The organism is Parabacteroides vesiculifaciens, assembly GCF_049860805.1.
In the GTDB taxonomy this organism is placed as follows: domain Bacteria; phylum Bacteroidota; class Bacteroidia; order Bacteroidales; family Tannerellaceae; genus Parabacteroides.
The window spans coordinates 3,404,160-3,429,976 of sequence record NZ_CP187555.1 but is presented as its reverse complement, the minus strand read 5'-3'; the positions used below and the strand labels follow the sequence as shown (position 1 = coordinate 3,429,976).

The window sequence follows — 25,817 nt, the reverse complement described above, 5'->3', positions numbered from 1 at the left end:
ATATGAATGTTAATAGATAAAGACTCTGAACTTTGCAAAGAAAGCACGGCCGGGTTTTTGGAGCTTATAGTTGTCATAAGCTGTTTCATCGAGGAAATTCGAGCATTCCAATGCGATGTTATAACGGTCATGCTTCCATGAATAGGTGACATTGGCATTGCAGATATGTTGCGAGGGAATACGGGCTTTGGTATCGCGGTTGCCATAAGCCTCCCAGGTCAGGAAATACCAGTGCACCCACTGGAAGGTACAGCCCAGACGCAGCTTATTGTCCTGTTGCAGGAGGTTGCGGAACGTATAGCTCGCCTCCGCGCTGCCGAACAGCCAGGGGCGGTTCGGTACGTGGTTGTCGTATGTAGCCGAAGGTTTGCCGTCTTCTTTGTATTTTTGCTGGTCACGGGCATCCTGGTAGCTGACATTGGCCATGAACTGCAACCGGCCGTCCCAGTCGTAGCGGACTTCCCCCTCTACTCCTTTGATATGGACGGCGGGATCGTTGACATACTGCATCATGCCTTCTTTTTCGATAACTGAGGTCTGTATATAATTATCCACGTAACGCAGGAACCCGTTTGCCTCATAATAGACCGTATGCCGGCCGGCAGGATGCCAGGTCCCGAACAGGGCGAGGTTGACATTGTTGCTTTTCTCCGGTTCCAGTGCGACATTGGCATAGACGGTGGTCCCGTTGCCTAACAGTTCACGGGCGATGGGCAGACGTACACTGTGTTCAAAAGATACTTTTACCGCAAGAGGGTCGAAGAAGATGTAACGCAGCCCGACCCCGTAGCCTAAATAATTTTTGGTGGCGGAACCCTGCACTTTGTCCGATCCCGTCACGGCGGACTGGTCCGTCTGCCGGATATCCGGGTGGTTCACATAATCTTTGGCAAAGAATACATTCTGCATCTTTCCGTCCAGAAACGACTGGCTGTAGGTCAGCCCGATAATATGTTTGGTCACAGCATCGTTCGAGGGTTCGAAGCTCTGGTCCAGGTCATCATAGCGGTCGTTCCCGGTCCGGCTCATGTGGTAGTTCAAGTTGAAGCCGTGGTGACCGTTCAGCCGGTAATCCAGATTGGCACGCGCGATAGTCAGGGGGCGTTTGTAGTGGCGTATGGAGGGTTCATTGCCCCTGATTTCGTTGCGCTGGCTCACGATGTAGCCTCCATCCCAATAATATTTCCGGTAGGCCGTATCGATTGTGATAGAATGGTCCCATGTATGTGAAAGAGTCGCTTTCAGTGTCATGCCTTCGGTTATGAAATTATATTTGCTGTAACGTGCCGACAGGTTCCAGGCATCCGAATTGCGCTCAGCCATGCCATAGACTTTAGTCTGTACGGAACCGGTCTGCAACTCTTTGTCTGTTTTGGAGTAAGAGGCGGAGACAAACAGTTCGTCAGCCCATCGCTTGCCTGTAATTCCGGCTTCTATCTGTGCCAACAGCGAGAAATAGCCATCATGGAAACGTTTTGGATTGCCATAGATAAATTGATCACCTGCTTCATTACGCATCTGTACGTCTTTCATCCGGTAGTCGTTCTTGGAATAGTTGATGCCGGCGGCAGGGCGAATGATCAATCCGGTATGCCGTTCGACAAACTGAGCGTTCAGGTCGGCGCGATGGGTATGGAAAGAACCGACGCTGTAAGAAGCATCCATGAAGTTCTTCTTTTCCGCCTGGGTAATGATGTTGACTACGCCACCCAACGCATCCGTACCCAACGAGGCCGGTACTACGCCTTTATAGATTTCCACCCGGTCGATCAGGTTAACGGGCAGGTTTGCGAGCGTTACGCTGCTCCCTTTGCTATCCAACGGCACACCGTCGATGAAGTAGCGCACGGAATTACCGGACAGTCCGTTGATCGAGAGGTCGAAATCAGAACCTATGCCCCCCTCTTCACGTACTTTGACACCAGCCGTGCGATTGACTAGTTCATTCAGGTTATGAAGCGAATTAATGACAGGTTTCACATCGAGCGCATTGACCGAAAGCGCACCCTCCCTTGCCTTTTGCGATTGTGTCTTCCCATACACTTCCACGGAGTTCAGGTTTACAGAACTTTCTTCCAGTTTGAAATCGAGGGTTTTGTCGCGGTGGAGGTCGAGTGAAGTTTTAATTGTCCGGTATCCTAAGGAGGAGACGACAAACGTATGTTTGCCGGGAGATACTTTCAGGGAATAACGCCCGTTGTCATCCGTATAAGTACCGGATGTTGTATTTTCGACAGCGATCGTTACTAATGACAGGGGAGCGCCTTGTCGGTCGGTGACTCTCCCGGAGATCGTAATTTTGTTTTGTGCCGTCAGGCCCGACTGAGACAGGCAGACAAACAAAAGAAGTACATGTACAAAGACTTTCATTTTAATCCTTGATATAGCGTTCATGACTTGCTTAAGGGAATGCACACAAGGAGAAACGATTTCTTTATGTAGAGAGATAAAGATTGACCTGACTCGATGTTTTGCTGCTTTATTTCCCGAAAGCATTAAAACTATGTTCGTTCTTGGCAGGTCTTCTGACTTGTTCCGTCTTTGAATGCCTTCCCATCCGGTAACGGACAGTGGCTTATAGCGTATTCAAAGATTTGGAGAGGAACTTACAGCAGCGGGTCTGTTCAGGATTTGCACCTGATTCCCTTTTCATCACGTTCCCGTAGCGATTGGGAGTCGTGAAACCAAAACTGTGGCAAAGGTAAGAAAAAAGTCTGTCCTCACAAATGGGGCTGCTAAAAAACCAGGGCGACCGCACCAAATTCATTTTTAAGCAATACGATCTTATGGACTACATAATATAAGGAATAATCTATCCCTGCTACAAGAAAACTTATCTACATAGGCATAAAAAACATCGGAGTGCCTATCAATTCTGTAATCAGTGCCAGTGATTATAAAATCAGTGCCAGCAATTATATAATCACAACCACTGATTATAAAATCACTGACACCGATTACAGAATCGGCAGGCACTTAAGAAAGAATTATTCGGGACAAAAACGGTTTTTTCTCTCCATAGAAATAAAAAATTGTTACTGCTGGATTTGGTGCGGTTGCCCTAGTCGTCTATACCTGTTTGAGGGGATTCCCGGCTTTTTCCCTATCTTTGCCCTCCAATTAAACTGTATCCGGAAAATCACGAAGTTTTTCCACCATGAATACATGTTTCGCCTGAAGAATTAAATCATCTTATTAATATTAGTAATTAAGCAAACAAATGAAACGTATCGTTTTTTTGGATTATGTACGCGTGTTCGCCTGCTTCCTTGTGATAGTCGTGCACGCCAGTGAAAATTTTTACGGTGCTCCCGGTTCGACTGACATGGTGGGACCGCAAGCCTTTCTGGCCAATGAGTCGGACCGGTTGTGGGTGTCTATGTACGACGGCTTTTCGCGTATGGCTGTGCCTTTGTTTATAATTGTCTCCGCTTTTCTCCTTGCGCCGATGAAAGAAGGACAGACCATGTGGCAATTCTACCGCCGGCGTTGCATCCGCATCCTGCCGCCGTTTTTCATATTTATGATACTCTACAGCACCCTGCCGATGTTGTGGGGACAGATCGACGGAGAGACATCCCTCAAAGATCTGTCGCGTATCTTCCTTAACTTCCCGACATTAGCCGGACACTTGTGGTTCATGTACCCCTTAATCGGCATCTACCTCTTCATACCTATCATTTCGCCCTGGTTGAGCAAGGCTACGCCCAAAGAAGAACGTTTCTTTATCGGGTTGTTCCTGTTAACAACCTGTATGCCATACTTAAACCGCTGGTTCGGGGAAGTCTGGGGGCAATGTTTCTGGAACGAATACCATATGTTGTGGTACTTTTCCGGTTACTTAGGTTATCTCGTGCTGGCACATTACATACATGTCCACCTGACCTGGAACCGTTCCAGACGTTTCATCATCGGAACCGCCTTGATGATTGTCGGGGCTGCTTTGACCATCTACTCATTCTATGTACAGGCCATACCCGGAGAGATCCTTCCCACGCCCGTATTGGAAATAGGATGGGCGTTCTGCACGATCAACTGTGTGCTTCTCACGGCGGGCACATTCTTGATGTTCAGCTGTATAAAGCTTTCGGAAACTCCACGGCTCATAATGGAAATATCGAAACTCAGCTATGGTATGTATCTGATGCATATCTTTTGGCTCGGCTTGTGGGTTACGGTGTTCAAGTCTGTCGTGCCATTGCCTACAGTTGCCGCCATACCTTGTATTGCGGTATGCACATTCATTTGCTGCTTTGTTGCAACCAAGATTATTTCGCTTATTCCTGGTAGTAAATGGATTGTTGGGTAAATATTTGCATATATGTTTTTAGAACTTCATTATCCACTAAAAAATATATTTATCTGTCGATTTGGATATTATAAATAACTAACATGGTGAACAAAAGAATCATTCGGCAGAATCAATAGAATTGATTAACGGAAGGCTTGCTTGGGAAGGTAGGCCTTCTTACTTTTGTACCCGCATTTAATAGAGAAAAAACAAAAAGATGGAAAAAGAGATTTTGACAGACCGGGAGGTCTTGTTATTACGGAGAAAACTGGACTTATTACTCCGTACGGGGAAATTGTTGATGGAGAGTGCGGCGGATACGAACCGCATCGAACGGAATATGAAACGCGTGGCTGCTTTTATGGGAATTCCGGAAGAAAAGCTCCACTTGGATATCAGGTGGACGATGATTATGGTGAATGTGAGCGACGAGACGCATTCCTTTTCCAAATTCCAGAAGTGTGAGAAGCATGGCATCAACATGACGACTATTACGGAGGTCAGCCATTTGTCGTGGAAGGCTATCGAACAAGACTATTCGTTGGACCGTTATGAGGAAGAGCTTGAAAGGATTGCGTGTAAACCTCGTAATTATGTGCCTTATATTGTGGCGGTCGGTGCCGGGTTTGCCTGTGGCGGTTTTTGTAAGTTGTTCGGCTGTGACTGGATCGCGTTTTTGTTTGCATCTATTTGTGCGTTTGCCGGCTTCCGCGTCCGGGCGCGTTGCATCGAGTTCGGAATAAATGTGTATATGAGTATTGCGATTGCAGCGTTTGTGGCGACCTGCCTGGCGTATGCTTCTTCTTTTTCGGGGTTGTCGTCCACGCCTTACCAGCCGCTACTGGCTTGTGCCCTGTTTATCGTGCCCGGTGTGCCGTTGATCAATTTTGTGGATGATATGATCGATAATCATCTGCTTGTCGGGATTACGCGGGCTGCCAATACGGTGATGATGGTCGGGGCGATGACGTTCGGGATTGCTTTTGCCATGCGGGTGCTGGTGATGAACGATATCGAGATCGACCACAAGTTCAGCGAATTGAGTATGGTGCCGCATGATCCGTATTATATTTATGCTATTGCTGCTGCTATTTCGGCTGTCGGTTTTTCGATGATCTTTAATATCCAGCGGCGTCTGTTGTGGGTGGTGGCCTTAGGGGGCGTCATTGCGGTGTGTACCCGTAACTTCGTAAATTTCGAAATGGGGTATGGTCCGGTGATCGGTTCGTTTATGGGAAGTTTTGTCGTGAGTCTGATTGCGGTAAAGGCGGTTCATTGGTTCGATGTGCCGAATCACGTGCTGACGATACCGTCTGTCATCCCGATGATTCCGGGGGTACTGATGTATCGTTCGTTGTTCGCCTTTATCAACCTGCATGGGGTGATTGGGGAGGTGACCAATGCGTTTGCCAACGGGATCAATTCGGCTTTGATTATCCTGTGTATCTCTTTAGGGGTTGCTGTCCCGAATATCTTCGCCCGACGCTACATCGCCAAAGATCGCCAGCGTTATCTTGAAGAAGAACTTGAAAAACGCCGGCAGCGTGGCAAGTTTATTGAATGGTGAAGAATTTATGAATGATGATTTTTTATAGCTTATAAATCATAATTCAGTTCCAGGCAGATTGTCTTATTGGCTTTTAGGGAAGCTTTGACGTCGATCAGGCGTTGGTTGCTGCTTCCGCGGAAGAGGAGGCTTTCGTCGCGTAAGGCTTGTTTGAATTTACCGTCTACCAGGACGTCGATATATTTGAGCAGTTCTGCCTGCTTCGGATTGTTCAGGAGGCGCTCGAAAGTATAGCCGGTATAACACCAGATGTTTTTCCGGCTTCTTTCTTTGATCGCCTGTGCCAGCTTGGTGAAACCTTCTGGCTGGAACATGGGGTCGCCGCCGCTGAAGGTCACATTGGCAAAATCGTCTGCCAGAACCTTTTCCAGGATATCTTCCGTCGGGACTTGTTTCCCTTTTTTAATATCCCACGATTCGGGATTATGACAGCCCGGACAGGCGTTCGGACAACCTGCCGCATAGATCGCGGTCCGGAATCCCGGACCGTCGACTGTCGTATCTTCTATGATATCAATGATGGAAAGCACGTTGTGAATTTCATTTTTCACTATGAACAACTCTGTCGTTCAGTTCCGCCAGTTTCGCATTGTTCCAGCGGTCTGTCGTGCCGACTAAGTAACCGGTGATGCGTTGTAGTTTGTCAAGATGAGTACTACCGCATTTCGGGCATTTCTCGAGATGGGTTTCCGCATTTTCATAGCCGCAGTCCAGGCAGCGGTTACGGTTGTGGTTGACAGAGCCATAGCCGATGTTGTAACGGTCCATCATATCGACAACCTGCATGATCACTTCGGGGTTATGGGTGGCATCTCCATCCATTTCGACATAGAAGATATGGCCGCCGCGTGTCATCTCATGATAGGGAGCTTCCACCTCCGCCTTGTGGCGGGCGCTGCATTTGTAGTAGACCGGGACATGATTGGAGTTCGTATAGTAGTCGCGGTCCGTGATGCCGGGCAACGAGCCGAATTTCTTGCGGTCACGGCGGGTAAACTTACCGGACAAACCTTCGGCCGGCGTTGCCAGTACGCTATAATTATGCTGGTATTCTTCCGAGAACTGATTGGCCCGGCTGCGTATGTAGCTGACGATTTTCAATCCTAATTCCTGCGAGGCTGCGTCTTCCCCGTGGTGCTTGCCGGTAAGGGCGACCAAGCATTCCGCCAGGCCGATAAAGCCGATACCTAATGTTCCCTGGTTAATAACGGAAGCGATCGTGTCGTTCGGTTTCAACTTTTCGCTGCCCAGCCAGAGGGACGACATCAGCAACGGGAACTGCTTTGCATAAGCTGTTTTCTGGAATTCCATGCGCTCGTGCAGTTGGCGGGCGGTTATATCCAGCATACGGTCGAGCTTGGCAAAGAACTTGGCTATCCGTTCTTCTTTATTATCGATGTACATGCATTCGATGGCGAGGCGTACGATATTGATTGTCGAGAAAGAGAGATTGCCGCGGCCGATAGATGTTTTCGGGCCGAAACGATTCTCGAATACACGCGTGCGGCATCCCATAGTCGCTACCTCATGGATATACCGTTGCGGATCGTCGGCACGCCAGTCTTCGCTCTGGTTGAATGTAGCGTCCAGGTTGAGGAAGTTCGGGAAGAAACGGCGGGCCGTTACTTTACAAGCAAGCTGGTAGAGATCGTAGTTGCGGTCTTCCGGCAGATAGCTCACCCCGCGTTTCTTTTTCCATATCTGGATCGGGAAGATGGCTGTCTCGCCGTTGCCGACCCCGCGGTATGTACTTTTCAGTATCTCGCGGATGATGCAACGCCCTTCGGCCGAAGTGTCCGTTCCGTAATTGATGGAGCTGAAAACCACCTGGTTGCCGCCACGGGAATGGATGGTGTTCATATTGTGGATAAAGGCTTCCATTGACTGATGCACGCGGCTGACAGTCTTGTTGACGGCGTGTTGGATGATACGTTCATCGCCGCTCAATCCTTCGAGCGGACGATTTACGTAGTCGTCCAGTTCCCGTTGGTAGAGATGCGAATAATCCTGCCCGTTCAGTTCTTCCAGGTTCTTGATTTCCTCGATAAAACTGTTACGCACGTAGGGAGCCAGATAGAAATCGAATGCCGGGATTGCCTGGCCGCCATGCATTTCGTTTTGGGCTGTTTCGAGTGAGATACAACCTAAGATACTGGCTGTTTCGATGCGCTTTGCCGGGCGTGATTCGCCGTGTCCGGCGGAAAAACCGTATTTCAGGATGCGATCCAACGGATGTTGTACGCACGTGAGGCTCTTGGTCGGATAATAATCTTTATCATGAATGTGCAGGTAGTTGTTTTCAACCGCATCCTTAACCTCTTCACTCAACAGGTAGTCGTCGACGAACGGCTTGGTCGTTTCACTGGAGAACTTCATCATCATGCCGGCCGGCGTGTCGGCGTTCATATTGGCATTCTCGCGGGTGATGTCGTTGGACTTGATGTTGATGATCTCTAAGAACATATCGCGCGTCTTGGCTTTGCGGGCGATGCTGCGTTGGTTGCGGTAAGCAATGTATTTTTGTGCTACATCCTTGCGGCTGCTGTTCATCAGTTCCAGTTCGACGGCATCCTGGATGGCTTCGACAGTCATCTGCGTGTCGCCTTTGAAAGAAATGTGATCGGTGATCTGGCGGACCAGTTCCCGGTCTTCCCCGTTTTCAGTGTGCAACATCGCTTTGCGGATAGCCGTCGCTATCTTCTCTTCGTTGAACCCGACAATACGTCCGTCGCGTTTGATAACTGTCTGAATCATGATAAATCTAATATTGAGGTTTATATGCTTTTATGTCTGCAAAGGTATATAGTATAACAATACGGTAAACTTTTTGGAAAACTTTTGCGTGGTTAAAATATGTCAATTATTTGGTAATCAGATATGAATTTTGATAAAATGGAAAACTTCTTGACCTTGATGATGTTTTTGGTTTTCCAAAAGCGTATATGTTTTTAATTTCCTGTATATAATGTAGGAAACTTCTTAAGGAAGTGTTAATGCGGAAAAATGACTTCGGAAAGTGATATACGCTATTCTTTTTATTATCTGATTTTGCATTTCAATCGGTTTGGTATTATCAAATCATAAATAATATTGTTATTTGTTTTTAGAATATTGTTCAATAGTAATTAAATAAAGAAGCTCCGTCGAAGTGATTCACCGGAGTTTCGTGTTTTTATGCCGATAGTAAGTTGGTTTTACTGCCCTCCCATAATATCCAACAGCTCGTTGGTGATGGCCTGCTGGCGGGTTTTATTGTATTGGAGGGTGAGTTCCTGGATCAGGTCGTTGGCGTTGTCGTTGGCCGTTTGCATCGCCATCATGCGGGCGGCATGCTCGGAGGTCGTCGTGTCGAGCAACGTCGTGTAGACCGTCAGGTTGAGCAGCTTCGGGAAAAGCAATGCCTGCAGGCTTTCCGGTGACGGTTCCAGGATGTAATCGATTGCAGGGGCGGTGTTTTCAACCGGGGCTTGCGGCAGGGTGACCGGCAGGTAGACTTTATGGGTCAATACCTGTGTCGCCATATTTTTGAAATGATGGTAAAGCAGTTCCACCCGGTCGGCCTTACCCGAAGAAAACAGTCCCATCAGCTTGTCGGCGAGGCTGGCAGCCCCTTCGTATGACGGTTTCTCTCCTAAATGCAGGAAATCGTCTTCGGTCGCATAACCCGCTTTGTGCAATTCGTCGGCGATCTTTTTCCCGACGGGGTAGAGGCGGACGGCGATGTGCTGTGCTTCCAATTCATGCAGGCGGGCGGAGAGTTCTTTCCATACATTGGCATTGAACGTGCCACATAATCCGCTGCCGGACGAGAAAACAGCGATAGCGACCTGTTTCACCTCACGCTTTTCGGTGTAAGGTGATTCCAGGTCACATTCCGCTCCTAAAAGACCGTTTAAGATGGCGGACAGCTTGTTTGCATAGAGAAGTGTATGCTCGGTCAGCGTCTGGGTGTGATGAAGCTTAGCCGAAGAAACCATTTTCATGGCTGCGGTGATCTTCTGCGTGTTTCGGATAGACGCGATCCTGACTTTTATTTCTTTCAATGATGCCATAATTTCGATACTGTTTTTGCCGTTTCTTCCAGTTCCTTCCGGATATTGTCATCAATGGTTCCGGTTTTCAGGATGTCCAGTATATCGTGCTGGTGTGATGTGTGCAGTTCGCGCAGGAATTCCTTTTCGAAGTCGTGCACTTTATCCAGCGGGATTTCTTTCAGCAGCCCCTGTGTACCGCAGTAGAGGATGGCGATCTGGTCTTCGACAGGCATCGGGCTGTATTGGGGCTGTATCAGTAGTTGCGTGTTCTTTTGTCCCTTGTCGATTGTGAATGCTGTTACGGCATCCATCTCGCCGCCGAATTTGGAGAATGATTCCAGTTCACGGAACTGCGCCTGGTCGATCTTCAACGTTCCGGCCACTTTCTTCATAGCTTTCAGCTGGGCGTTGCCACCTACACGGGATACCGAGATACCGACATTGATAGCCGGGCGGTTCCCCTGGTTGAAGAGGTCGGTTTCGAGGAAGATCTGTCCGTCGGTGATGGAGATGACGTTCGTCGGGATATAGGCCGACACGTCGCCCGCCTGTGTCTCGATGATCGGCAGTGCTGTCAGGGAACCGCCGCCTTTCACCTTGCCTTTCATGCTTTCCGGAAGATCGTTCATCTGCCGGGCCACTTCCGGCTGGTTGATGATCTTGGCAGCCCGTTCGAGCAGGCGGGAATGCAGGTAGAAGATATCTCCCGGATAAGCCTCGCGTCCGGAAGGACGGCGCAGGATCAGGGAAACCTCGCGGTAGGCGACCGCCTGTTTCGAAAGGTCGTCGTAGACAACCAAAGCATGGCGTCCGCTATCCCGGAAATATTCGCCGATGGCAGCGCCCGCAAAAGGCGCGAAATATTGCATGGCCGCCGGGTCGGATGCGGTTGCACTGACAACGATCGTGTAGTCCATCGCGCCTTTTTCCTGCAACGTGTTGACAAGGGCGGCTACGGTAGAACCTTTTTGTCCGATTGCCACATAGATGCAGTAGACCGGATTACCGGCTTCGTAGCTGCTGCGCTGGTTGATGATCGTGTCGATGGCGATGGAGGTCTTTCCGGTCTGGCGGTCTCCGATGATCAGTTCGCGCTGTCCGCGTCCGATCGGGATCATAGCATCGACGGCCTTGATACCGGTCTGCAACGGTTCGTTGACCGGCTGGCGGAAGATAACACCCGGCGCCTTGCGTTCGAGCGGCATCTCACAGGTTTCTCCTGCGATTTCCCCTTTCCCGTCGATCGGATTACCGAGCGGGTCGATCACACGCCCGACCATGCCCTCACTGACATCGATGGAGGCGATACGTCCTGTGCGTTTGACGGTGTCACCCTCTTTCACCCGGTCTGTCGGTCCCAGCAGGACGGCTCCTACATTATCCTCTTCCAGGTTCATCACGATCGCTTCCATCCCATTGTCGAACTGCAGGAGTTCGTTAGCCTCGGCATTGTCGAGACCGTAAATGCGGGCTACGCCATCGCTCACCTGGAGCACCGTACCCACTTCTTCCGTCCGGATGCCGGTACTGATCCCTTCCAGCTGCTGGCGCAGGATGGCGGAAACTTCACTCACTTTTATCTGATCTGTCATACTTCTTTCTTTTTTATTTGTTTTCGAGTAACCGGCTACGGAGGTCCCGTAGCTGTGTCGCATAGCTGGCATCTATCCGGTAGTTCCCGATGCGCAGGCGGAAACCGCCGATCAGTTCCGGTTGTACGATGCCGGAAAACTCAATAGTGCTGCCTGTCTCTTCCTTCAGCTTGTTCTGGAGATGTTCTTTCACCTCCTCGTCGACCGGAACGGCGGTACTGAATTGTACACGGGTGATGCACTTGTCTTTCCGGTACAGGTGGATATAGATGTGCGCCATGAAGAGCAGGAAGTTTTCCCGTTTATGCTGAAGTACCAGGCGGATGAAACGTTCATACAGGTCCGAAACCTCTATGCCGCCTGCCGCCGTCAACAACTTGAGCTTCTCCTTTGCCGGGATGATCGGATTGCCGAGGGCCACCCGCAGCTCCGGCTCGAGCGAGAAGCTATCTGTTAGCATCTTCATGTCATCATATACCCGGCTCTCCTGTCCTTTCTCCTTTGCGAGGGAGAAAAGGGCTTTTGCATACCGGGAAGAGATTGTTCCTATATCCATACGTTACGATTTACAAAACGATACCTCATCCAACAGCCGGTCGATGATTTGTTGTTGTTCCTTGTCGCGGCTGATCTTTTCTTTCATCACCTTCTCTGCTATGGCGATCGAGAGGTCGGCAATCTCCGAACGGACTTCACGGATTGCCTTTTCCTTCTCCTCGCGGATACGGCGGGCAGCCTCTTCCACCTGCAAACGGGTTTCGGCGGCAGCTTTCCGGTGAGCTTCGTCGATGATTTGTTCCTTTTCGGCAAAGGCTTCTTTCAGGATGGCATTTTGCTTTTCCTTTGCTTCGGCAAGTATCCTGGCTCCTTCGGCCTGGATATTGGCGAGCTGTTCGTTGGCCTGGCGTGCCGTTTCAAGAGAGTTGTCGATATAGGCTTTCCGCTGCTCCACTGCCTTGATGATGACAGGGAATCCATATTTGGAAAGGACGATAAAGACAATCCCGAATGAAACGATCATCCAGAACAGAAGCCCCGAATCCGGTGTTAATAATGACATGGCCTGTACTTTTTATTGGAACAAAGCCAAGAAACATACCACAATCGCAAACAACGCCACACCTTCGATCAAGGCGCCCATGATCAACATGGAAGTACGGATTTCCCCTGCGGCGGACGGTTGGCGGCCGATCGATTCGACCGCACCTTTTCCGATCAGCCCGATACCCAGACCTGCACCGATGGCAGCGAATCCGGCTCCAATTGTTGCACCTAATTTTGCCATGCCCATTCCGGCGGCAGCTTGTAATAAAATAGTCGATAACATAGTGTTTAACTTTAAATTTGTAACCAGATAATTTTAATATTGTTTTTCTCCGCCCTGACGGCAGATTGTTATTCTTTTATTCTTGCCATCCCGATGTAATTGGCAGATAGCAAAGTGAAAATATAGGCTTGCAGGCACGCTACGAACAGTTCTAAGCAATTCATGAATGCGCAGAACAGCACTGAAACGACCGTCATTCCTGCATTGACGGCGAACCCCATCGAGGCCGTGATGAAAATCAAACAAGTTAGCGCCAGAATGATCGAATGGCCTGCCATGATATTGGCAAACAAACGGATCATCAGGGCAAACGGTTTGGTGAACACTCCGAAAAACTCGACGAAGGGCATGATCGGCAACGGCAGTTTCAGATAGATCGGCGCTTTCGGCCAGAATATCTCTTTCCAGTATTCCTTTGTCGCAAACAGATTAACGGCTATAAACGTACACCCGGCCAGTACCGCCGTGATAGCGATGTTTCCGGTGATATTGGCACCTCCCGGAAAGACCGGTATGATTCCGATCAGGTTGTTGATCAGGATGAAAAAGAAGGCGGTCAACAGATAAGAGGAAAACGGCCTGTATCCTTCTTTCCCGATCGATTCCCTGATCACGCTGTCCTGGACATAAGATATGATTGTTTCCATCACCCCTGTGAATCCGCCCGGAACCTGGTTGGGATGTTTCTTATACCAGCGGGCTGTCCGGAGAACCACGAACAACAGGATGCCGCAACTCAGAAACAAGCCGCATACATTCTTCGTCAGCGACAAATCGATGGGGCGAACCTCTTCTCCGCGACTGTTCTTTTCCACCACCTTTCCGGCATGTTCGCCTTCGGAGGCGAGATAGTAGTCGTGATGCACCTGCCCGTGATGCAGATGGTGGGAGAGGAACAGATCCCATCCCCGCTCTTCACTCTTGACCAGTACCGGCAACGGGATTGCTATTTCTTTCCCGTTCCATTCGGTAATGTGCCAGGTGTAAGCATCCTGGATATGCGAAAAGACAATCTCCTGAACATCGACGCCTTTTTCTATGGTATCTGCATGGGCCGGGACCAAAAAGCAGAGCCACATCAGCAACACTGGCCATATCGACCTGTTATTTTTGATATTGTTCATCATTTTCCTCTTTCTCCCTTTTCATTCTTTTCCTTTCAAACAGATAAACCGTATATGTTTCCAATCCCAGATAAATAAAATAGAAAAGCATCAGCGTGAAGCCGAACATCTTCAGGTTTTCTCTGACCAATGCGGCATACAGCCACAGAAAAATAATCGCAAGCGTGAATTTGCAGAACCGCACTAACATAAAAGCCGTTATGGTCATATCGCCGTTGTTCTTTTTTACCCGGTCGAGTATGAAAGTCATAACTAACCCCATCACCCAATAAAAGATCGGGATGGAAGGATACCATCTGAAATAATGTTCCGGCCAGATTGTGTATAACAATACTCCCAATATCACACCAATGGCTACATTGATTAGGGTTATCAACCCCATCAGCTTCATACTTAACCATCCAGTCATGTCATATACTTTTTATTTATTCGATACAAACGGATATATAATCTCCTTTTACCTCTACGAATCCGCTCTTGATAGCCTGTTCACCTGTTTTACCATCCTTTTCATATCGGATGGTTCCCTGGCGGAGGGCCGCTATCAAGGGGGCATGATGGGGGAGGATATCAAATGAACCGGCTGCTCCCGGAAACGAAACATGTTCTGTTTCGCCTTCGAAAAGAATGCCGTCCGGTGATACAATTTCCAGTTTCATATCCGTTTAGTTTGCTTGTTCTGCCAATCGTTTTGCTTTTTCCATCACGTCCTCGATCGTGCCTACGTTCAGGAAGGCCTGTTCGGGGATGTTGTCGGTTTCTCCGTCCATGATCATCTTGAATCCGCGGATTGTCTCTTCGATGGGGACCATGACGCCCGGCACGCCGGTGAACTGTTCCGCTACGGAGAACGGCTGTGAAAGGAAACGCTGTACACGGCGGGCGCGGTTGACGGTCAGACGGTCTTCGTCGGAAAGCTCTTCCATACCGAGGATCGAGATGATGTCCTGCAATTCCTTGTTGCGTTGAAGGATCTGTTTCACACGCTGTGCCGTTTCATAATGCTCTTTGCCGACAATCAACGGGTCCAGGATGCGCGAGGTGGATTCCAGCGGGTCGACGGCCGGATAGATACCGAGCTCGGTGATCTTGCGGCTCAATACCGTCGTGGCATCCAGATGCGTAAAGGTCGTTGCCGGAGCCGGGTCCGTCAAGTCGTCTGCGGGCACATAAACAGCCTGGACGGAAGTGATGGAACCTTTCTTGGTGGAAGTGATGCGTTCCTGCATGGCTCCCATTTCGGTTGCCAGTGTCGGCTGATAACCGACGGCGGACGGCATACGTCCCAACAGGGCGGAAACTTCCGAGCCGGCCTGCGTGAACCTGAAGATGTTATCGATAAAGAAAAGGATGTCCTTCGTTTCCCCTTCTGCTGCCAGGTCACGGAAGGACTCGGCGATCGTCAGTCCCGAAAGGGCTACGGAAGAGCGGGCTCCCGGCGGTTCGTTCATCTGTCCGAACACTAATGTAGCCTGCGACTTGGCCAGTTCGTCGTAATCGATCTTCGACAAATCCCAATGACCTGCCTCCATGCTTTTCTTGAATTCGTCGCCGTAGCGGATGACTCCGGATTGGATCATCTCGCGCAGCAGGTCGTTTCCTTCACGTGTACGTTCGCCCACACCGGCAAAAACGGAAAATCCGTTGTTCTTCTTTGCGATGTTGTTGATCAGCTCCATGATAAGGACCGTCTTGCCTACGCCGGCTCCCCCGAACAGACCGATCTTGCCTCCTTTGGAATAAGGTTCGAGCAGGTCGATCACCTTAATGCCGGTGTACAAGACTTCGCGGCTGGTGGTCAGATCTTCGAACTTAGGCGGTTCGCGGTGGATCGGAAGAGCCCCTTTCCTGTCGAGTTCGGTCATCCCGTCGATGGGATGCCCCGTTACGTTCATCAAACGCCCTTTTACCTGGTCGCCGACCGGCATTGTGATGGGCGAACCATATGAAACGGCTTCCATTCCCCTCTTCAGCCCGTCTGTCGTATCCATTGCTACGGTGCGGACCGTGTTTTCCCCAATATGCTGCTGGACTTCCACAATCAGAATTTTTCCATTGGGGCGGGTTATCTCCATTGCGTCGTGAATACGGGGAAGCGTTATCTTTTCTTCCTTGTCATTATCGAAATGAATGTCCACGACCGGACCGATAACCTGTGAGATATAACCTTTTATTTCTCCCATACAATCTCTTTTTTCCTTAATCCTATTCAAATCTTCGGCTGCAATATTACGAATTATGAATTTCCGAAAACCGGAAATATTACTTTTTGATTCTTTTTGTACTTAGTTAGATATTCAACTAATTTCAACCTCTTCTGAAATAAACCAATTGTGTTCTGAAATAAACCAAAATGACAGGAATCGCTTATTTTGTAAATTGTAGAGAAAGAAGTTCCTAAGCGGGAAGTGACGTTTTGCCGACAAAAAACGGGTAGTATGTTTTGTATTGTTAAACGAGAAGGCATTTATTCTATAATCAGTGGCGGTGATTATAAAATCAGTGCCAGCGATTATATAATCCCAACCACCGATTATATAATCAGTGCCACTGATTACAGAATAAATGGCATAGTTTGTGTTTTTTATTGGGAGAGTGTGTGGCTTTTTCTGAAGGGAAACCTATTTTTTTATGATGATTGGAGACGAGGTTGCACGCAGATCGGATTTTTTTCCATACCTTTGCATTCGGATTATGGTGTAACCGTATTTGCTTCCGCTGACGGTTAGTAAAAGGGAATCCGGTGAAAGTCCGGAGCTGTACCCGTAGCTGTAAGTTCTGAAACCCCGGCAAATCTTGTTGCCACTGACGGGAAAGGGGAAAGCTGAAAGTGGAAAGTTGAAAGTTTAAATGCGAATAACTCTCAACTTTTAACTCTCGACTTCCGACCGATTCGTTGGGAAGGCTGCCGTTAGTTGGTAATTGTCCGTTATCAATTATCAATCGAAAAGGGGAGAACAAGCCAGAAAACCTGCCATTATTCGGTATCCGGTTCCTCGGGTAAAGGGACTGATGAATCGAAAAGGTATGCAGAATTTATTAATAAAACGATTGTCGGGCTTGTTATGTGCCTGGCTGTTTCCGCTTGTCGCTTTGTATGCGCAGGTAGACACGACGACCTATCACCAGCTTTCGGGTGTCGAGGTGCTGGGAAAGGTACGCCCTTCCACAACCCGCGAGAGCACGCCGCTCCAGGTGATGGACAAGGCCGGGATCGAACGGCTCGGTGTGCAGGATTTGTCGGAAGCCGTGAAGCGCTTTTCCGGTGTGACCGTGCAGGATTACGGGGGTATAGGAGGCTTGAAAACGGTTTCCGTCCGCAGCCTCGGCGCCAAGCATACGGCTGTCAGCTATGACGGGGTGACGGTGACGGACGCGCAGAGCGGCCAGGTGGATATCAGCCGCTTCTCCTTAGATAATGTCGATATGATCTCCTTGTCGATCGGCCAGGCGGATGATATTTTTCAGACGGCACGGATGTATGCGTCGGCGGGGGCGTTGAGTATAAAGACTGCGGCTCCCCTATTTAAGGATAAATCCTATAATGCTTATGTGAAACTGAAAGGTGGATCATTCGGCTTGTTCAATCCGGTGGTCCGTTATGAGCAGAGGATGGGAAATCGTTGGTCCGCTTCTCTGCATGCAGATTGGTTGAGTGCAAAAGGGGATTATCCTTTTACATTGGTAAATGGTAAGGAAGTTACAGAAGAAATACGTAAGAACAGCGATGTGCAATCTCTTCGTCTGGAAGGAAATGTGTATGGTAATTTCGGACGGGCTGGAAAACTGAACGGCAAGGTGTATTATTACGATTCGGAACGGGGACTTCCCGGCTCGGTAATCCTTTATAACAGTAATGCCCGTGAACGGGTGTGGGATAATAACTTTTTTACGCAGCTTCATTATGAGAATGAGTGGACTGACCGCCTGAAGTTCCAGGCAAATGCCAAATACAATTATTCGTTCAGCAAGTATCGGGATATCAGTAATAAATATTCAGGAGGCAAACAGGAAGATTTGAATACTCAGAACGAGTATTACGGATCGGCCGGAATTTTGTATACGCCCTTTTCTTCTATTTCTTTTTCGTTGAATACGGATATCGCGCGAAATACGTTGGACAATAATTTTGTAAAGGCTCCGGCTCCCAAACGTTGGACTTCGCTTACCGCATTTGCCGCACAATATAAAAGTCCGGTATTGACAGCAACGGCCAGTTTGCTGGGCACTTTTATAACAGACAAGGTGGAGAATGGAGACAGGCCGGCTGATAAGAAAAGGCTTTCTCCGGCAGTAAGTCTCTCCTGGCGTCCGTTCGCGGAACAGTCTTTCCGTATCCGGGCTTCTTACAAAGATATATTCCGTGTCCCGACTTTTACGGATCTCTATTACTTGCGTATGGGGAATGTCAATTTGAAACCCGAAAAAGCAACTCAATATAACATTGGACTTACATGGAATGACGAGATCGGCCCTTTTATACGCTTGTTGAGCGTTTCTGTTGACGGGTATTACAATAAGGTGAGTGATAAGATTGTCGCTATTCCGAATATGTACATCTGGAAAATGATGAATATGGGGGAAGTCGAAATCAAGGGGATAGATGTAAACCTAAGTGCCAATATACCTTTATATATATATAAGGATATGTCCCTCTTGCTTTCGTCCGCTTATAGTTACCAGGATGCAATCGACGTTACTGACCCGGAAGACAAAAACTATAAGGACCAGATACCTTATACCCCGCGGCATTCGGGATCTGTTTCGGTATCGTTGGAGAATCCTTGGGTGAATGTGACTTATACGCTTGTGGCGGCAGGTGACCGTTATGCCCTTCCCCAGAATATTGAGACAAATCGAATTGACTCGTATCTCGAACACAGCCTTTCTGTAAACAAGAGTTTTGCATTGAAGAAGTGTGCGTTCAGGGTTCAGGGGGATATCCTGAACCTGGCAGACAAAACGTATGATATTATTCAGTATTATCCGATGCCGGGGCGTTCGTGGAGACTTAGTTTAAGTATTACATATTAATAAGATAAAATAGAAATGGTATGAAAAAGAAAAGCATTCTTTTAGTTTCAGTCCTATGTGCACTGATGTCTTTTGTCTTTACCGGATGTAAGGATGATGATGAAAATCAGCCTACTGTTCCGACAGAAGTTGTGACTGGGGTCACTTTTACAGATACGGATCAGGTCGAAGGAGCGATTAAAGGTACATTGAAATGGACTGCCCCGGGAGATGTATCAAATATCACGAAATATGTTATTTATCTGTCTGCCGATGGAAAGGGCAGAGATACGAAATTGGGTGAAGTTGAAGTCGGAACAAACAGCTATGCAATTGAAACCAGTATAACTGCCGATACCTATATTATAGTGGTTGCCTGTAATGCGCAGGGAGAATCAGATGCATTGGCAAGTGTGAAAATCCGGGATCTCACGCCGGAAAGCCCCGGGCCGGAACCGGAACCTACAGATAATGGCGGTATCTATTTTCTGAATAGTGGAAAGATAGGTAGCAACAATGCAGGTCTTTCTTGTTTCAATCTGAATACGTTGACAATGACTGTTGATACGTTCATGAACGTGAACGAAAGAGGCTTGGGAGACACGGCTAATGATATGATTGTATATGGTTCTAAAATGTATATAGCCGTTTATGGTTCCAATATCATCGAAGTGACAGACTTGAGCGGTAAATCGATCAAACAGATCAAATCGGATGGCGATGCCTTATTACCCCGTTTCTTTACAGCTAACGAAGGGAAAGTGTATGTGTCCTTGTATGATGGTTATGTAGCCCGTTTGGATACGGCTTCTTTGGAAATCGAACAAAAAGTAAAAGTCGGCCGTAACCCCGAACAATTGGTAGTTGCCAATAATAAATTATATGTGGCAAACTCAGGAGGTCTGGATTATAGTACGCCGCTCGGGTATGATAAGACTGTTTCGGTTGTCGACCTGGCTTCTTTCCAGGAGACGAAGAAGATTGAAGTGGTTATAAATCCTACAAACTTGGTGACAGACAGCCAGGGTGATGTCTATTTGGTATCTACGGGTGATTACGGTGCGATACCCAATACATTCCAACGTATCGATAGCAAGACGGATGAAGTTACAATCATTACGGAAACAAATGCAACGGAAATGGCTTCCACCGGCGATAAGCTTTATATGATCTATTCACAGTATGATGCAAACTGGAACCAGGTTATCTCGTTTATTTCTTATGATGCAATAAATGAGAAGGTTATTTCAGATAACTTTATCACGGATGGAACCTCTATTGCTAAGCCGTATAAAATCGGTGCGGATCCGAAAACAGGCTATATTTATATTACTGCTTCCGATTATAAGACAAATGGCGATGTGTATGCATTTGATGCGAGCGGTAAAAAGGTATTCCAGTTTGAGGTTGGTTTGAACCCTGTTAAGGCTGTATACGTAAAACGATAAAAATGAGGTTGCTTGCTTCTTTCCTTTTATTGCTCTGCCTCACGTTAAGTTGTAATGTGAGGCAGAGTTCCCATTCCGAAGAATCCCTCTCCTCCGACACCATCCGCTATGCCCAAGGTTTTACCGTGCATCGCTTCGATGATTATACGGCTGTTGAAGTGCGTGACCCGTGGGATAGCACCCGCTTGTTGCAACGTTATCTTTTGATAGACCGTGACCGGCCTGTTCCCGGAAACCTTCCGAAAGGAACGGTCGTGCAGGTTCCGGCGCAGAATATCGTGGTTTATACATCCGTGCATGCAGCTATAATCGAACAGTTGGGAGAAACCGAACGGATCATAGGCGTTTGCGAACCTCGCTATATGGACACGCCTTCCATTCAGGAGGGGTTGAAAGCCGGACGGATTGCCGACATGGGAGAGGCGACCGCGCCGAATGTGGAGCTGATGATCGACAAAGGCGCCGAGCTTGTGATCGTTTCCCCTTTCCAGAATAGCGGCTACGGACCTGTCGAGAAACTGGGAATACCTATCCTCGAAGGAGCCGATTATATGGAATCGTCGCCTTTGGGACGTACCGAATGGATTCGTTTCTACGGGATGTTGTTCGGCAAGGAAGCATTGGCCGATTCTATTTTCAGGAATACGGAAAAAAACTATCTCGACCTGAAACGGCTGATAACGGCCGATACGTTCCGCCCCACCGTTATTTCCGAGAAGAAGTTCGGCGCATCCTGGTTTATGCCGGCGGGAGAAAGCTATATCGCGAATATGTACGCCGATGCCGGAGCCGATTATGTCTTTAAAGATCTCCCCGGAGCCGGAAGTACGCCATTGGCTTTCGAAACGGTGCTCGACCGGGCCATCCATGCCGATATGTGGCTGATTAAATATAACCAGTCCAAAGATATGACCTACGGCGACCTGCGTGCCGAATATACGCCGTACGAAAACTTCGATGCCTTTAAGAACCGTCGGATTTATTCCTGTAACACGGGGCTTGTTCCTTATTATGAGGAATTCCCTTTGCATCCCGATTACCTGCTGAAGGACCTGATCTGGGTATTCCATCCGGAATTGCTACCCGGTTACACACCCCGTTATTATCGGAAGATGCAGGATTAGTTGCCCTGATTTTAAGATCGGATCATTGGTGTTTTGAAAAACAGATGCCTGTCTTTACCCAAAAAGGTAGGCATCCGTTTCCGAAAAGACGCCTACCTTTTCCCCGCTCCCCTATAGCCTTTTCCTTGCTTCCCTATAGCCTTTTTCTAAACAGCCTAAAGGCTATTTATAGGACAAAAACCAATCCAAACCCCTGTATTATAAATACTAAAAACAGGGTTCACAGTTGGTAAGATACTAATAGTTATTAGTTTGTTGTGAGGACTGTGAAGCTGGCCTTCGGTTTGCCAATCCTGCCTATCGATCCTGTCCATTTTCATGCAGCATTCACGGGGTTCACAACAACATGATGATTAAGAACGTCTTGCAAAAACGTGAACCCTGATTTAGAAAAATAATTGTTGGAGGTTTTTTATCCCCAAAACGTTGGAGTATGTTGTATAAACGGTATTGTTTTGTCCTGTAACCCATCTATTTTGGAAAATTGTGGGCATTTTTCCTTGTTGATTCGGAAAACCTATTTACCTTTGCAACGATTCCGTAGTGGGCAGCGGCTCACGGAGCGCGGGATCAATTACATATTGTAAGCATTTTACGAAGATTATTCCTAATTGAAAATCTGGTAAATTTTTAAGTGTTGCGGAATAATGGACAGTAAATGCTTGCGCTGGTTACGTATAAGTTCATCTACCATTTTTATGGGAAGATTGTTTTATATCGTATAAGGCGCGGGCTATTGTTCTATTATTGCAACACGGGCTTACCAGAGCCTTCAATTAAATAGTAGACAATAGACCCGCGTTTTTTTATGCCCGTTCATAATCACTCGCGGGGAGTTGTTCTCTCCTTCGTGAAATTAGTTGTTGGATTTTTAAACACTATTTTATTAACAATTAATTTTTAATGATTATGAACAAGAGATTTTCTACTCTTTTGGCTGCCGCTCTGGTGGCCGGTGGACTGTCTTTCAATGCGGCTGCCGACAGCTATTTGCCTTCAACGGTAGATGGTGGAACCGTTAAGGAAGGGGTCAATGCGTATTTAAAGGCAGGAAGCGACTATCTTACAGTTGACAAAGATGGCTCTCTGAAAGTTGTTTCAGGAGCGTTGACTGGAGCAAATTTGTCTTCTGCTCTTTGGACAATTAAAGCTGTTCCTACAACGACTGTTACAGGAACGACTTATGCTTATCAATTTACAAATAAAGGTACAGGCCAGTTGCTTTCTATCGAACTGAAATCGAATAAAGCTGCTACAGGTAAAGACAATTTGAAGATTGAAGCAGGTAATACTACTTGGGGATGGGATCAGACTAATGGTTTATATGCTGTAGGTACAAAGGATACAACTTTCTGGATTGATGGCGTTAATATGATTGCTGTCGAAAAAGGTAAAAGTACAGTTCCATCCACAAAAATTACTTATGGAGAAGTTGCAGCAGATGCTAAAATAGAAATGACAGCCGATGATTTTGCTGCTTTGGTAAAAGACGGCAAACTGTATTTCAATGGTGAAAATGTTTCGACTGGTCAGAAGAATGTATTGACTGCAAACAAGTGGACAGCTGAAAGCTATGAGATTGCAACAGAGGGATTTGCAGGAGCTACTTCTCCAGCAGATGTTTTGTATTTGACAAACGGCGAAAAAGTAGAAGGCTATGATAATGCATTAGCTGCAACTAAAGATAAGAAAAAATATCTGGTAGTTGATCACAGTTTCTATAATGCTCCGGCAAATACATTAAATGCATTAACTGTTGACACGTTGTCATTTGATCCTACAAAAATAGCGGCAGATGGTACAACTGCAAAAATCAATGCTCGCACAGCTCACAATGGCAAGCACCATCCGTTTGCGGCTGCATTCAAGGCTGAATACTATATCGCCAACGACTCTATAGTGTTGACTTCTTTGTATCAGCCTGCTTCTATTCTGGTAACAACGACTTTGGATAAATTAGCAACGCCTACATATGCTACTTTAACAAAGGTCACCTCTTTGGTAACAGCTATTAAATCATTCTATGAAGGTGCTGCCTCTGGCAAACCGGCAGCTGATGTTACTTTTGCTAAAGCTACTTTTAGTGATGCATTTGCATACGATGCAAGCAAAACAACAACTGGTGCAGAACTGATTGAAGCTGCAGAAAAGCAGATCAAAGAAGCTAAAGATGCTTCCAGTGCAAGCGATGCTGATAAAAAAGCTTTGGCTACAGAAAAAGCGAATGCAAATGCTTTGATCGCAGCAATCAAAGGTTTAAAAGTGGTTACTGCTACAACTGCTGATGGAACTCCTGCTGTTGTCACTACCGATAAATACAAAGACGAAGCGAACTTTGAAGATGGTTTGACTGCTTTGAATATTTCTGCACAAACAGACAAACAAATAGTTGTTCGCAAACTCTCTGATACAAAGGTTGTAACAATCGCAACTGCAAACGATCCTTCAAACCTGATCGCCCTGATTCAACCATATGCAACAAAACCGGGTATTGGTGGTGACGCTGAAATAGCAGAAGGTCTGTATTATGTTATTAACGCAGAGAAAGAAAAGAGTGCAGGTGTTGCTAACGAATATTATGGCAAATACTTTGATTTGAGTCCGGTAAATCCTGCTAAATATGTAGGAAAAGCTCAGGCATTCAATCCGTATGCACAATTCGTTGTAGAAAAAGCAGCAGGCGTGGCTAAGGGTAACTATACGATTCTTAATCGTGCAGGTGCTACAGATGCAAAGACTGTGGATAAATGGTTTGGTGTAACTAACGTTGTCGACAAAGACAAAAACATCTTCGCTATCGGTAGCGATACAATCCAGTTGGTAGCAGCCGAAGACGTAGATGCAGACAACGCTTATATCGGCTTCAAATATATCACAGCTAACGATGCCAAGAACAACAAGTTCACGATCACTTCTGCTGCTGACGTATTGGAAGGACAGAGCATTGTAATGACAAAAGACTCTACGCTGAAAGTAGCTGCTCCGGAAGACGAAGTGCTGTACACTTTAGTTCCTTCTACTGAAAGCAAATACGGCGTAGAAGATGCTTTGAAGAAAGTGACTTATACAATCATGGATGCCGACAGCGCATTTATCATCAAAGATGCAAGTGACCGCTATGTATTCTCTAACGGTAAATATGCAACAAAGAACGGTACTCCGGTTCAGTTCTCTATGATCGCTGTAGATACGGATTCTACTTTCGTATTGTTTGATGATGTTAACGACAAAAAGTTAGTTGTCAGCACTCAATACAAGACCATCTCCGGTGAAGGTTTGGACGCTCGTAACGACATGTTCATCGTTAAACCGCAGTCAGCTCCTGGCTCTTACAAATCTCTGCCGAAACACGTACGCATCCAGGCTATCAATGGCGACTATGCTGCTGTTAATGCTAAGAACCAGGGTATCGCAGTTCGCGAAGGTGACTTGAAAGCTGATGCTTATAGCAACTTAGACTTTATCTTCTGGTTGGATACCGCTCATTATGACAATGCTGCTCCTTACACTTACTACATCACGAAGGGTGTTAAGGCTACTGAAGAAACTGCTGCAAGCAGACTGTATATGTGGAACTCTGTAGACTCTGCTGATGCAAAGGATGCAAACAAAGAACTTCCGTACATCTATGGTACAGGTGCAAACCGCGTTATGTTCCGCACAGCTTCTATCATGGCTCAGGATACCTTGTTAGTTCCGGCTTTGGATGCTGCTGCCAAGATCGATACAGTATCTATCGCTGATGGTAAATCAGTTGACGGCTTGAAGAACGCTGTTAAAGCAGGTGTTAAGAACTTCCAGTTCAGCTTCGAATTTGCAAGCAAAGACGCTGAAGGCGAATACAACATCGTATGCCAGAACAACAATGGTAAGAACTACGTTCACAACATTAACGGTGTATTGGCAATGGGTCCGAAAGAAGATGCAGTTGTCGTAAACGTTCTTGACGTTTCAGCTGAAGACGAAACCGCTACAGATAACGAAACTATCGCAGCTAAAGGTGTGAAAGTGATCGCATCTGAAGGCCAGGTAGAAATCACCGGCGCTGCAGGCAAGAAAGTTGTTATCAGCAACATCTTAGGCCAGCCGGTTGCCAACACAATTCTGACTTCCGACAACGCTGTAATCGCTGCTCCTCAGGGTGTGGTCGTAGTAGCTGTTGAAGGTGAAGAAGCTGTAAAGGCTATCATAAAATAAGATTGAATTTATAATCAAATAATTCTAAAATGTTTGGCCGCGTGCCGTGGAAACGGCAATTACCCTGCGACAGGCGAACAGGCGGCCGGATTTAATATTA

General features: G+C 47.2%; 18 protein-coding genes and 2 riboswitches. Of the genes, 6 read left to right on the top strand and 12 right to left on the bottom strand.

Going from position 1 to position 25,817, the window contains the following annotated elements; all coding sequences use genetic code 11:
• Window positions 1-9: 9 nt before the first annotated feature.
• Window positions 10-2,370 (bottom strand): carboxypeptidase-like regulatory domain-containing protein, encoded by a 2,361-nt coding sequence (locus ACPYIV_RS13740; protein ID WP_425883522.1) that lies wholly within the window; start codon window positions 2,368-2,370, stop codon window positions 10-12.
• A gap of 128 nt (window positions 2,371-2,498) precedes the next feature.
• Window positions 2,499-2,704: riboswitch (cobalamin riboswitch) on the bottom strand.
• Window positions 2,705-3,220: 516 nt separating this feature from the next.
• Here ACPYIV_RS13740 and ACPYIV_RS13735 point away from each other — a divergent pair.
• Both ACPYIV_RS13735 and ACPYIV_RS13730 read left to right on the top strand, forming a co-directional pair.
• Window positions 3,221-4,309, top strand: coding sequence for an acyltransferase (locus ACPYIV_RS13735; protein ID WP_293740961.1), 1,089 nt, complete (start codon window positions 3,221-3,223; stop codon window positions 4,307-4,309).
• 199 nt (window positions 4,310-4,508) lie between these two features.
• A complete protein-coding gene (locus ACPYIV_RS13730; RefSeq protein ID WP_300761886.1) occupies window positions 4,509-5,858 on the top strand; it encodes a threonine/serine ThrE exporter family protein in 1,350 nt (449 codons plus the stop codon).
• 29 nt (window positions 5,859-5,887) lie between these two features.
• Here ACPYIV_RS13730 and nrdG read toward each other — a convergent pair whose 3' ends face one another.
• From nrdG to atpD, 11 genes are all read right to left on the bottom strand, one after another.
• The gene (gene nrdG / locus ACPYIV_RS13725) at window positions 5,888-6,388 is read right to left on the bottom strand and encodes an anaerobic ribonucleoside-triphosphate reductase activating protein (RefSeq protein WP_293734276.1); all 501 of its coding nucleotides are present in this window, start codon (window positions 6,386-6,388) and stop codon (window positions 5,888-5,890) included.
• A gap of 10 nt (window positions 6,389-6,398) precedes the next feature.
• Window positions 6,399-8,612: an anaerobic ribonucleoside triphosphate reductase gene (locus ACPYIV_RS13720; protein ID WP_293734273.1), complete on the bottom strand. Its 2,214-nt coding sequence runs from the start codon at window positions 8,610-8,612 to the stop codon at window positions 6,399-6,401.
• Between the two features lie 440 nt (window positions 8,613-9,052).
• Entirely contained in the window at window positions 9,053-9,910 is an 858-nt protein-coding gene (locus tag ACPYIV_RS13715; RefSeq protein WP_293734272.1) for a F0F1 ATP synthase subunit gamma, read from the bottom strand.
• On the bottom strand, window positions 9,898-11,484 hold the full coding sequence (gene atpA / locus ACPYIV_RS13710) for a F0F1 ATP synthase subunit alpha (RefSeq protein WP_293734271.1): 1,587 nt from the start codon (window positions 11,482-11,484) through the stop codon (window positions 9,898-9,900). Before atpA ends, ACPYIV_RS13715 begins: the two co-directional genes overlap by 13 nt.
• Window positions 11,485-11,497: 13 nt before the next feature.
• A complete protein-coding gene (locus tag ACPYIV_RS13705; RefSeq protein ID WP_293734270.1) occupies window positions 11,498-12,040 on the bottom strand; it encodes a F0F1 ATP synthase subunit delta in 543 nt (180 codons plus the stop codon).
• 3 nt (window positions 12,041-12,043) lie between these two features.
• On the bottom strand, window positions 12,044-12,544 hold the full coding sequence (gene atpF / locus ACPYIV_RS13700; protein WP_293734269.1) for a F0F1 ATP synthase subunit B: 501 nt from the start codon (window positions 12,542-12,544) through the stop codon (window positions 12,044-12,046).
• Between the two features lie 12 nt (window positions 12,545-12,556).
• On the bottom strand, window positions 12,557-12,811 hold the full coding sequence (gene atpE, locus ACPYIV_RS13695; RefSeq protein WP_075965872.1) for an ATP synthase F0 subunit C: 255 nt from the start codon (window positions 12,809-12,811) through the stop codon (window positions 12,557-12,559).
• A gap of 68 nt (window positions 12,812-12,879) precedes the next feature.
• The gene (gene atpB / locus ACPYIV_RS13690) at window positions 12,880-13,938 is read right to left on the bottom strand and encodes a F0F1 ATP synthase subunit A (protein WP_425883517.1); all 1,059 of its coding nucleotides are present in this window, start codon (window positions 13,936-13,938) and stop codon (window positions 12,880-12,882) included.
• Window positions 13,916-14,344, bottom strand: coding sequence for a hypothetical protein (locus ACPYIV_RS13685; RefSeq protein WP_293734267.1), 429 nt, complete (start codon window positions 14,342-14,344; stop codon window positions 13,916-13,918). Before ACPYIV_RS13685 ends, atpB begins: the two co-directional genes overlap by 23 nt.
• 16 nt (window positions 14,345-14,360) lie before the next feature.
• Entirely contained in the window at window positions 14,361-14,594 is a 234-nt protein-coding gene (locus tag ACPYIV_RS13680) for a F0F1 ATP synthase subunit epsilon (RefSeq protein WP_425883515.1), read from the bottom strand.
• A 6-nt stretch (window positions 14,595-14,600) separates the two neighbouring features.
• On the bottom strand, window positions 14,601-16,118 hold the full coding sequence (gene atpD / locus ACPYIV_RS13675) for a F0F1 ATP synthase subunit beta (protein ID WP_293734265.1): 1,518 nt from the start codon (window positions 16,116-16,118) through the stop codon (window positions 14,601-14,603).
• 495 nt (window positions 16,119-16,613) lie between these two features.
• A riboswitch (cobalamin riboswitch) is annotated at window positions 16,614-16,928 on the top strand.
• A 34-nt stretch (window positions 16,929-16,962) separates the two neighbouring features.
• Between atpD and ACPYIV_RS13670 the strand changes: the two genes are divergently transcribed.
• From ACPYIV_RS13670 to ACPYIV_RS13655, 4 genes are all read left to right on the top strand, one after another.
• Complete coding sequence (locus tag ACPYIV_RS13670) at window positions 16,963-18,969, top strand: TonB-dependent receptor plug domain-containing protein (protein WP_425883513.1); 2,007 nt, start codon at window positions 16,963-16,965, stop codon at window positions 18,967-18,969.
• 20 nt (window positions 18,970-18,989) lie between these two features.
• Window positions 18,990-20,396 carry a DUF5074 domain-containing protein gene (locus ACPYIV_RS13665; RefSeq protein WP_425883511.1) on the top strand — a complete coding sequence of 469 codons (1,407 nt, stop codon included), beginning with the start codon at window positions 18,990-18,992 and terminating at the stop codon, window positions 20,394-20,396.
• A gap of 2 nt (window positions 20,397-20,398) precedes the next feature.
• The gene (locus ACPYIV_RS13660; protein WP_425883509.1) at window positions 20,399-21,520 is read left to right on the top strand and encodes an ABC transporter substrate-binding protein; all 1,122 of its coding nucleotides are present in this window, start codon (window positions 20,399-20,401) and stop codon (window positions 21,518-21,520) included.
• A 909-nt stretch (window positions 21,521-22,429) separates the two neighbouring features.
• Window positions 22,430-25,717, top strand: coding sequence for a DUF6383 domain-containing protein (locus tag ACPYIV_RS13655; protein ID WP_425883507.1), 3,288 nt, complete (start codon window positions 22,430-22,432; stop codon window positions 25,715-25,717).
• Window positions 25,718-25,817 lie beyond the last annotated feature (100 nt).

Coding starts and splice junctions, on each gene's coding strand:
- ACPYIV_RS13680 (WP_425883515.1), bottom strand. CDS start 14,594: ATGAAACTGGAAATTGTATCACCGGACGGCATTCTTTTCGAAGGCGAA.
- atpF (WP_293734269.1), bottom strand. CDS start 12,544: ATGTCATTATTAACACCGGATTCGGGGCTTCTGTTCTGGATGATCGTT.
- ACPYIV_RS13720 (WP_293734273.1), bottom strand. CDS start 8,612: ATGATTCAGACAGTTATCAAACGCGACGGACGTATTGTCGGGTTCAAC.
- atpE (WP_075965872.1), bottom strand. CDS start 12,811: ATGTTATCGACTATTTTATTACAAGCTGCCGCCGGAATGGGCATGGCA.
- ACPYIV_RS13670 (WP_425883513.1), top strand. CDS start 16,963: ATGCAGAATTTATTAATAAAACGATTGTCGGGCTTGTTATGTGCCTGG.
- ACPYIV_RS13655 (WP_425883507.1), top strand. CDS start 22,430: ATGAACAAGAGATTTTCTACTCTTTTGGCTGCCGCTCTGGTGGCCGGT.
- ACPYIV_RS13660 (WP_425883509.1), top strand. CDS start 20,399: ATGAGGTTGCTTGCTTCTTTCCTTTTATTGCTCTGCCTCACGTTAAGT.
- ACPYIV_RS13740 (WP_425883522.1), bottom strand. CDS start 2,370: ATGAAAGTCTTTGTACATGTACTTCTTTTGTTTGTCTGCCTGTCTCAG.
- atpB (WP_425883517.1), bottom strand. CDS start 13,938: ATGATGAACAATATCAAAAATAACAGGTCGATATGGCCAGTGTTGCTG.
- ACPYIV_RS13735 (WP_293740961.1), top strand. CDS start 3,221: ATGAAACGTATCGTTTTTTTGGATTATGTACGCGTGTTCGCCTGCTTC.
- ACPYIV_RS13730 (WP_300761886.1), top strand. CDS start 4,509: ATGGAAAAAGAGATTTTGACAGACCGGGAGGTCTTGTTATTACGGAGA.
- ACPYIV_RS13685 (WP_293734267.1), bottom strand. CDS start 14,344: ATGACTGGATGGTTAAGTATGAAGCTGATGGGGTTGATAACCCTAATC.
- ACPYIV_RS13715 (WP_293734272.1), bottom strand. CDS start 9,910: ATGGCATCATTGAAAGAAATAAAAGTCAGGATCGCGTCTATCCGAAAC.
- ACPYIV_RS13705 (WP_293734270.1), bottom strand. CDS start 12,040: ATGGATATAGGAACAATCTCTTCCCGGTATGCAAAAGCCCTTTTCTCC.
- ACPYIV_RS13665 (WP_425883511.1), top strand. CDS start 18,990: ATGAAAAAGAAAAGCATTCTTTTAGTTTCAGTCCTATGTGCACTGATG.
- atpA (WP_293734271.1), bottom strand. CDS start 11,484: ATGACAGATCAGATAAAAGTGAGTGAAGTTTCCGCCATCCTGCGCCAG.
- atpD (WP_293734265.1), bottom strand. CDS start 16,118: ATGGGAGAAATAAAAGGTTATATCTCACAGGTTATCGGTCCGGTCGTG.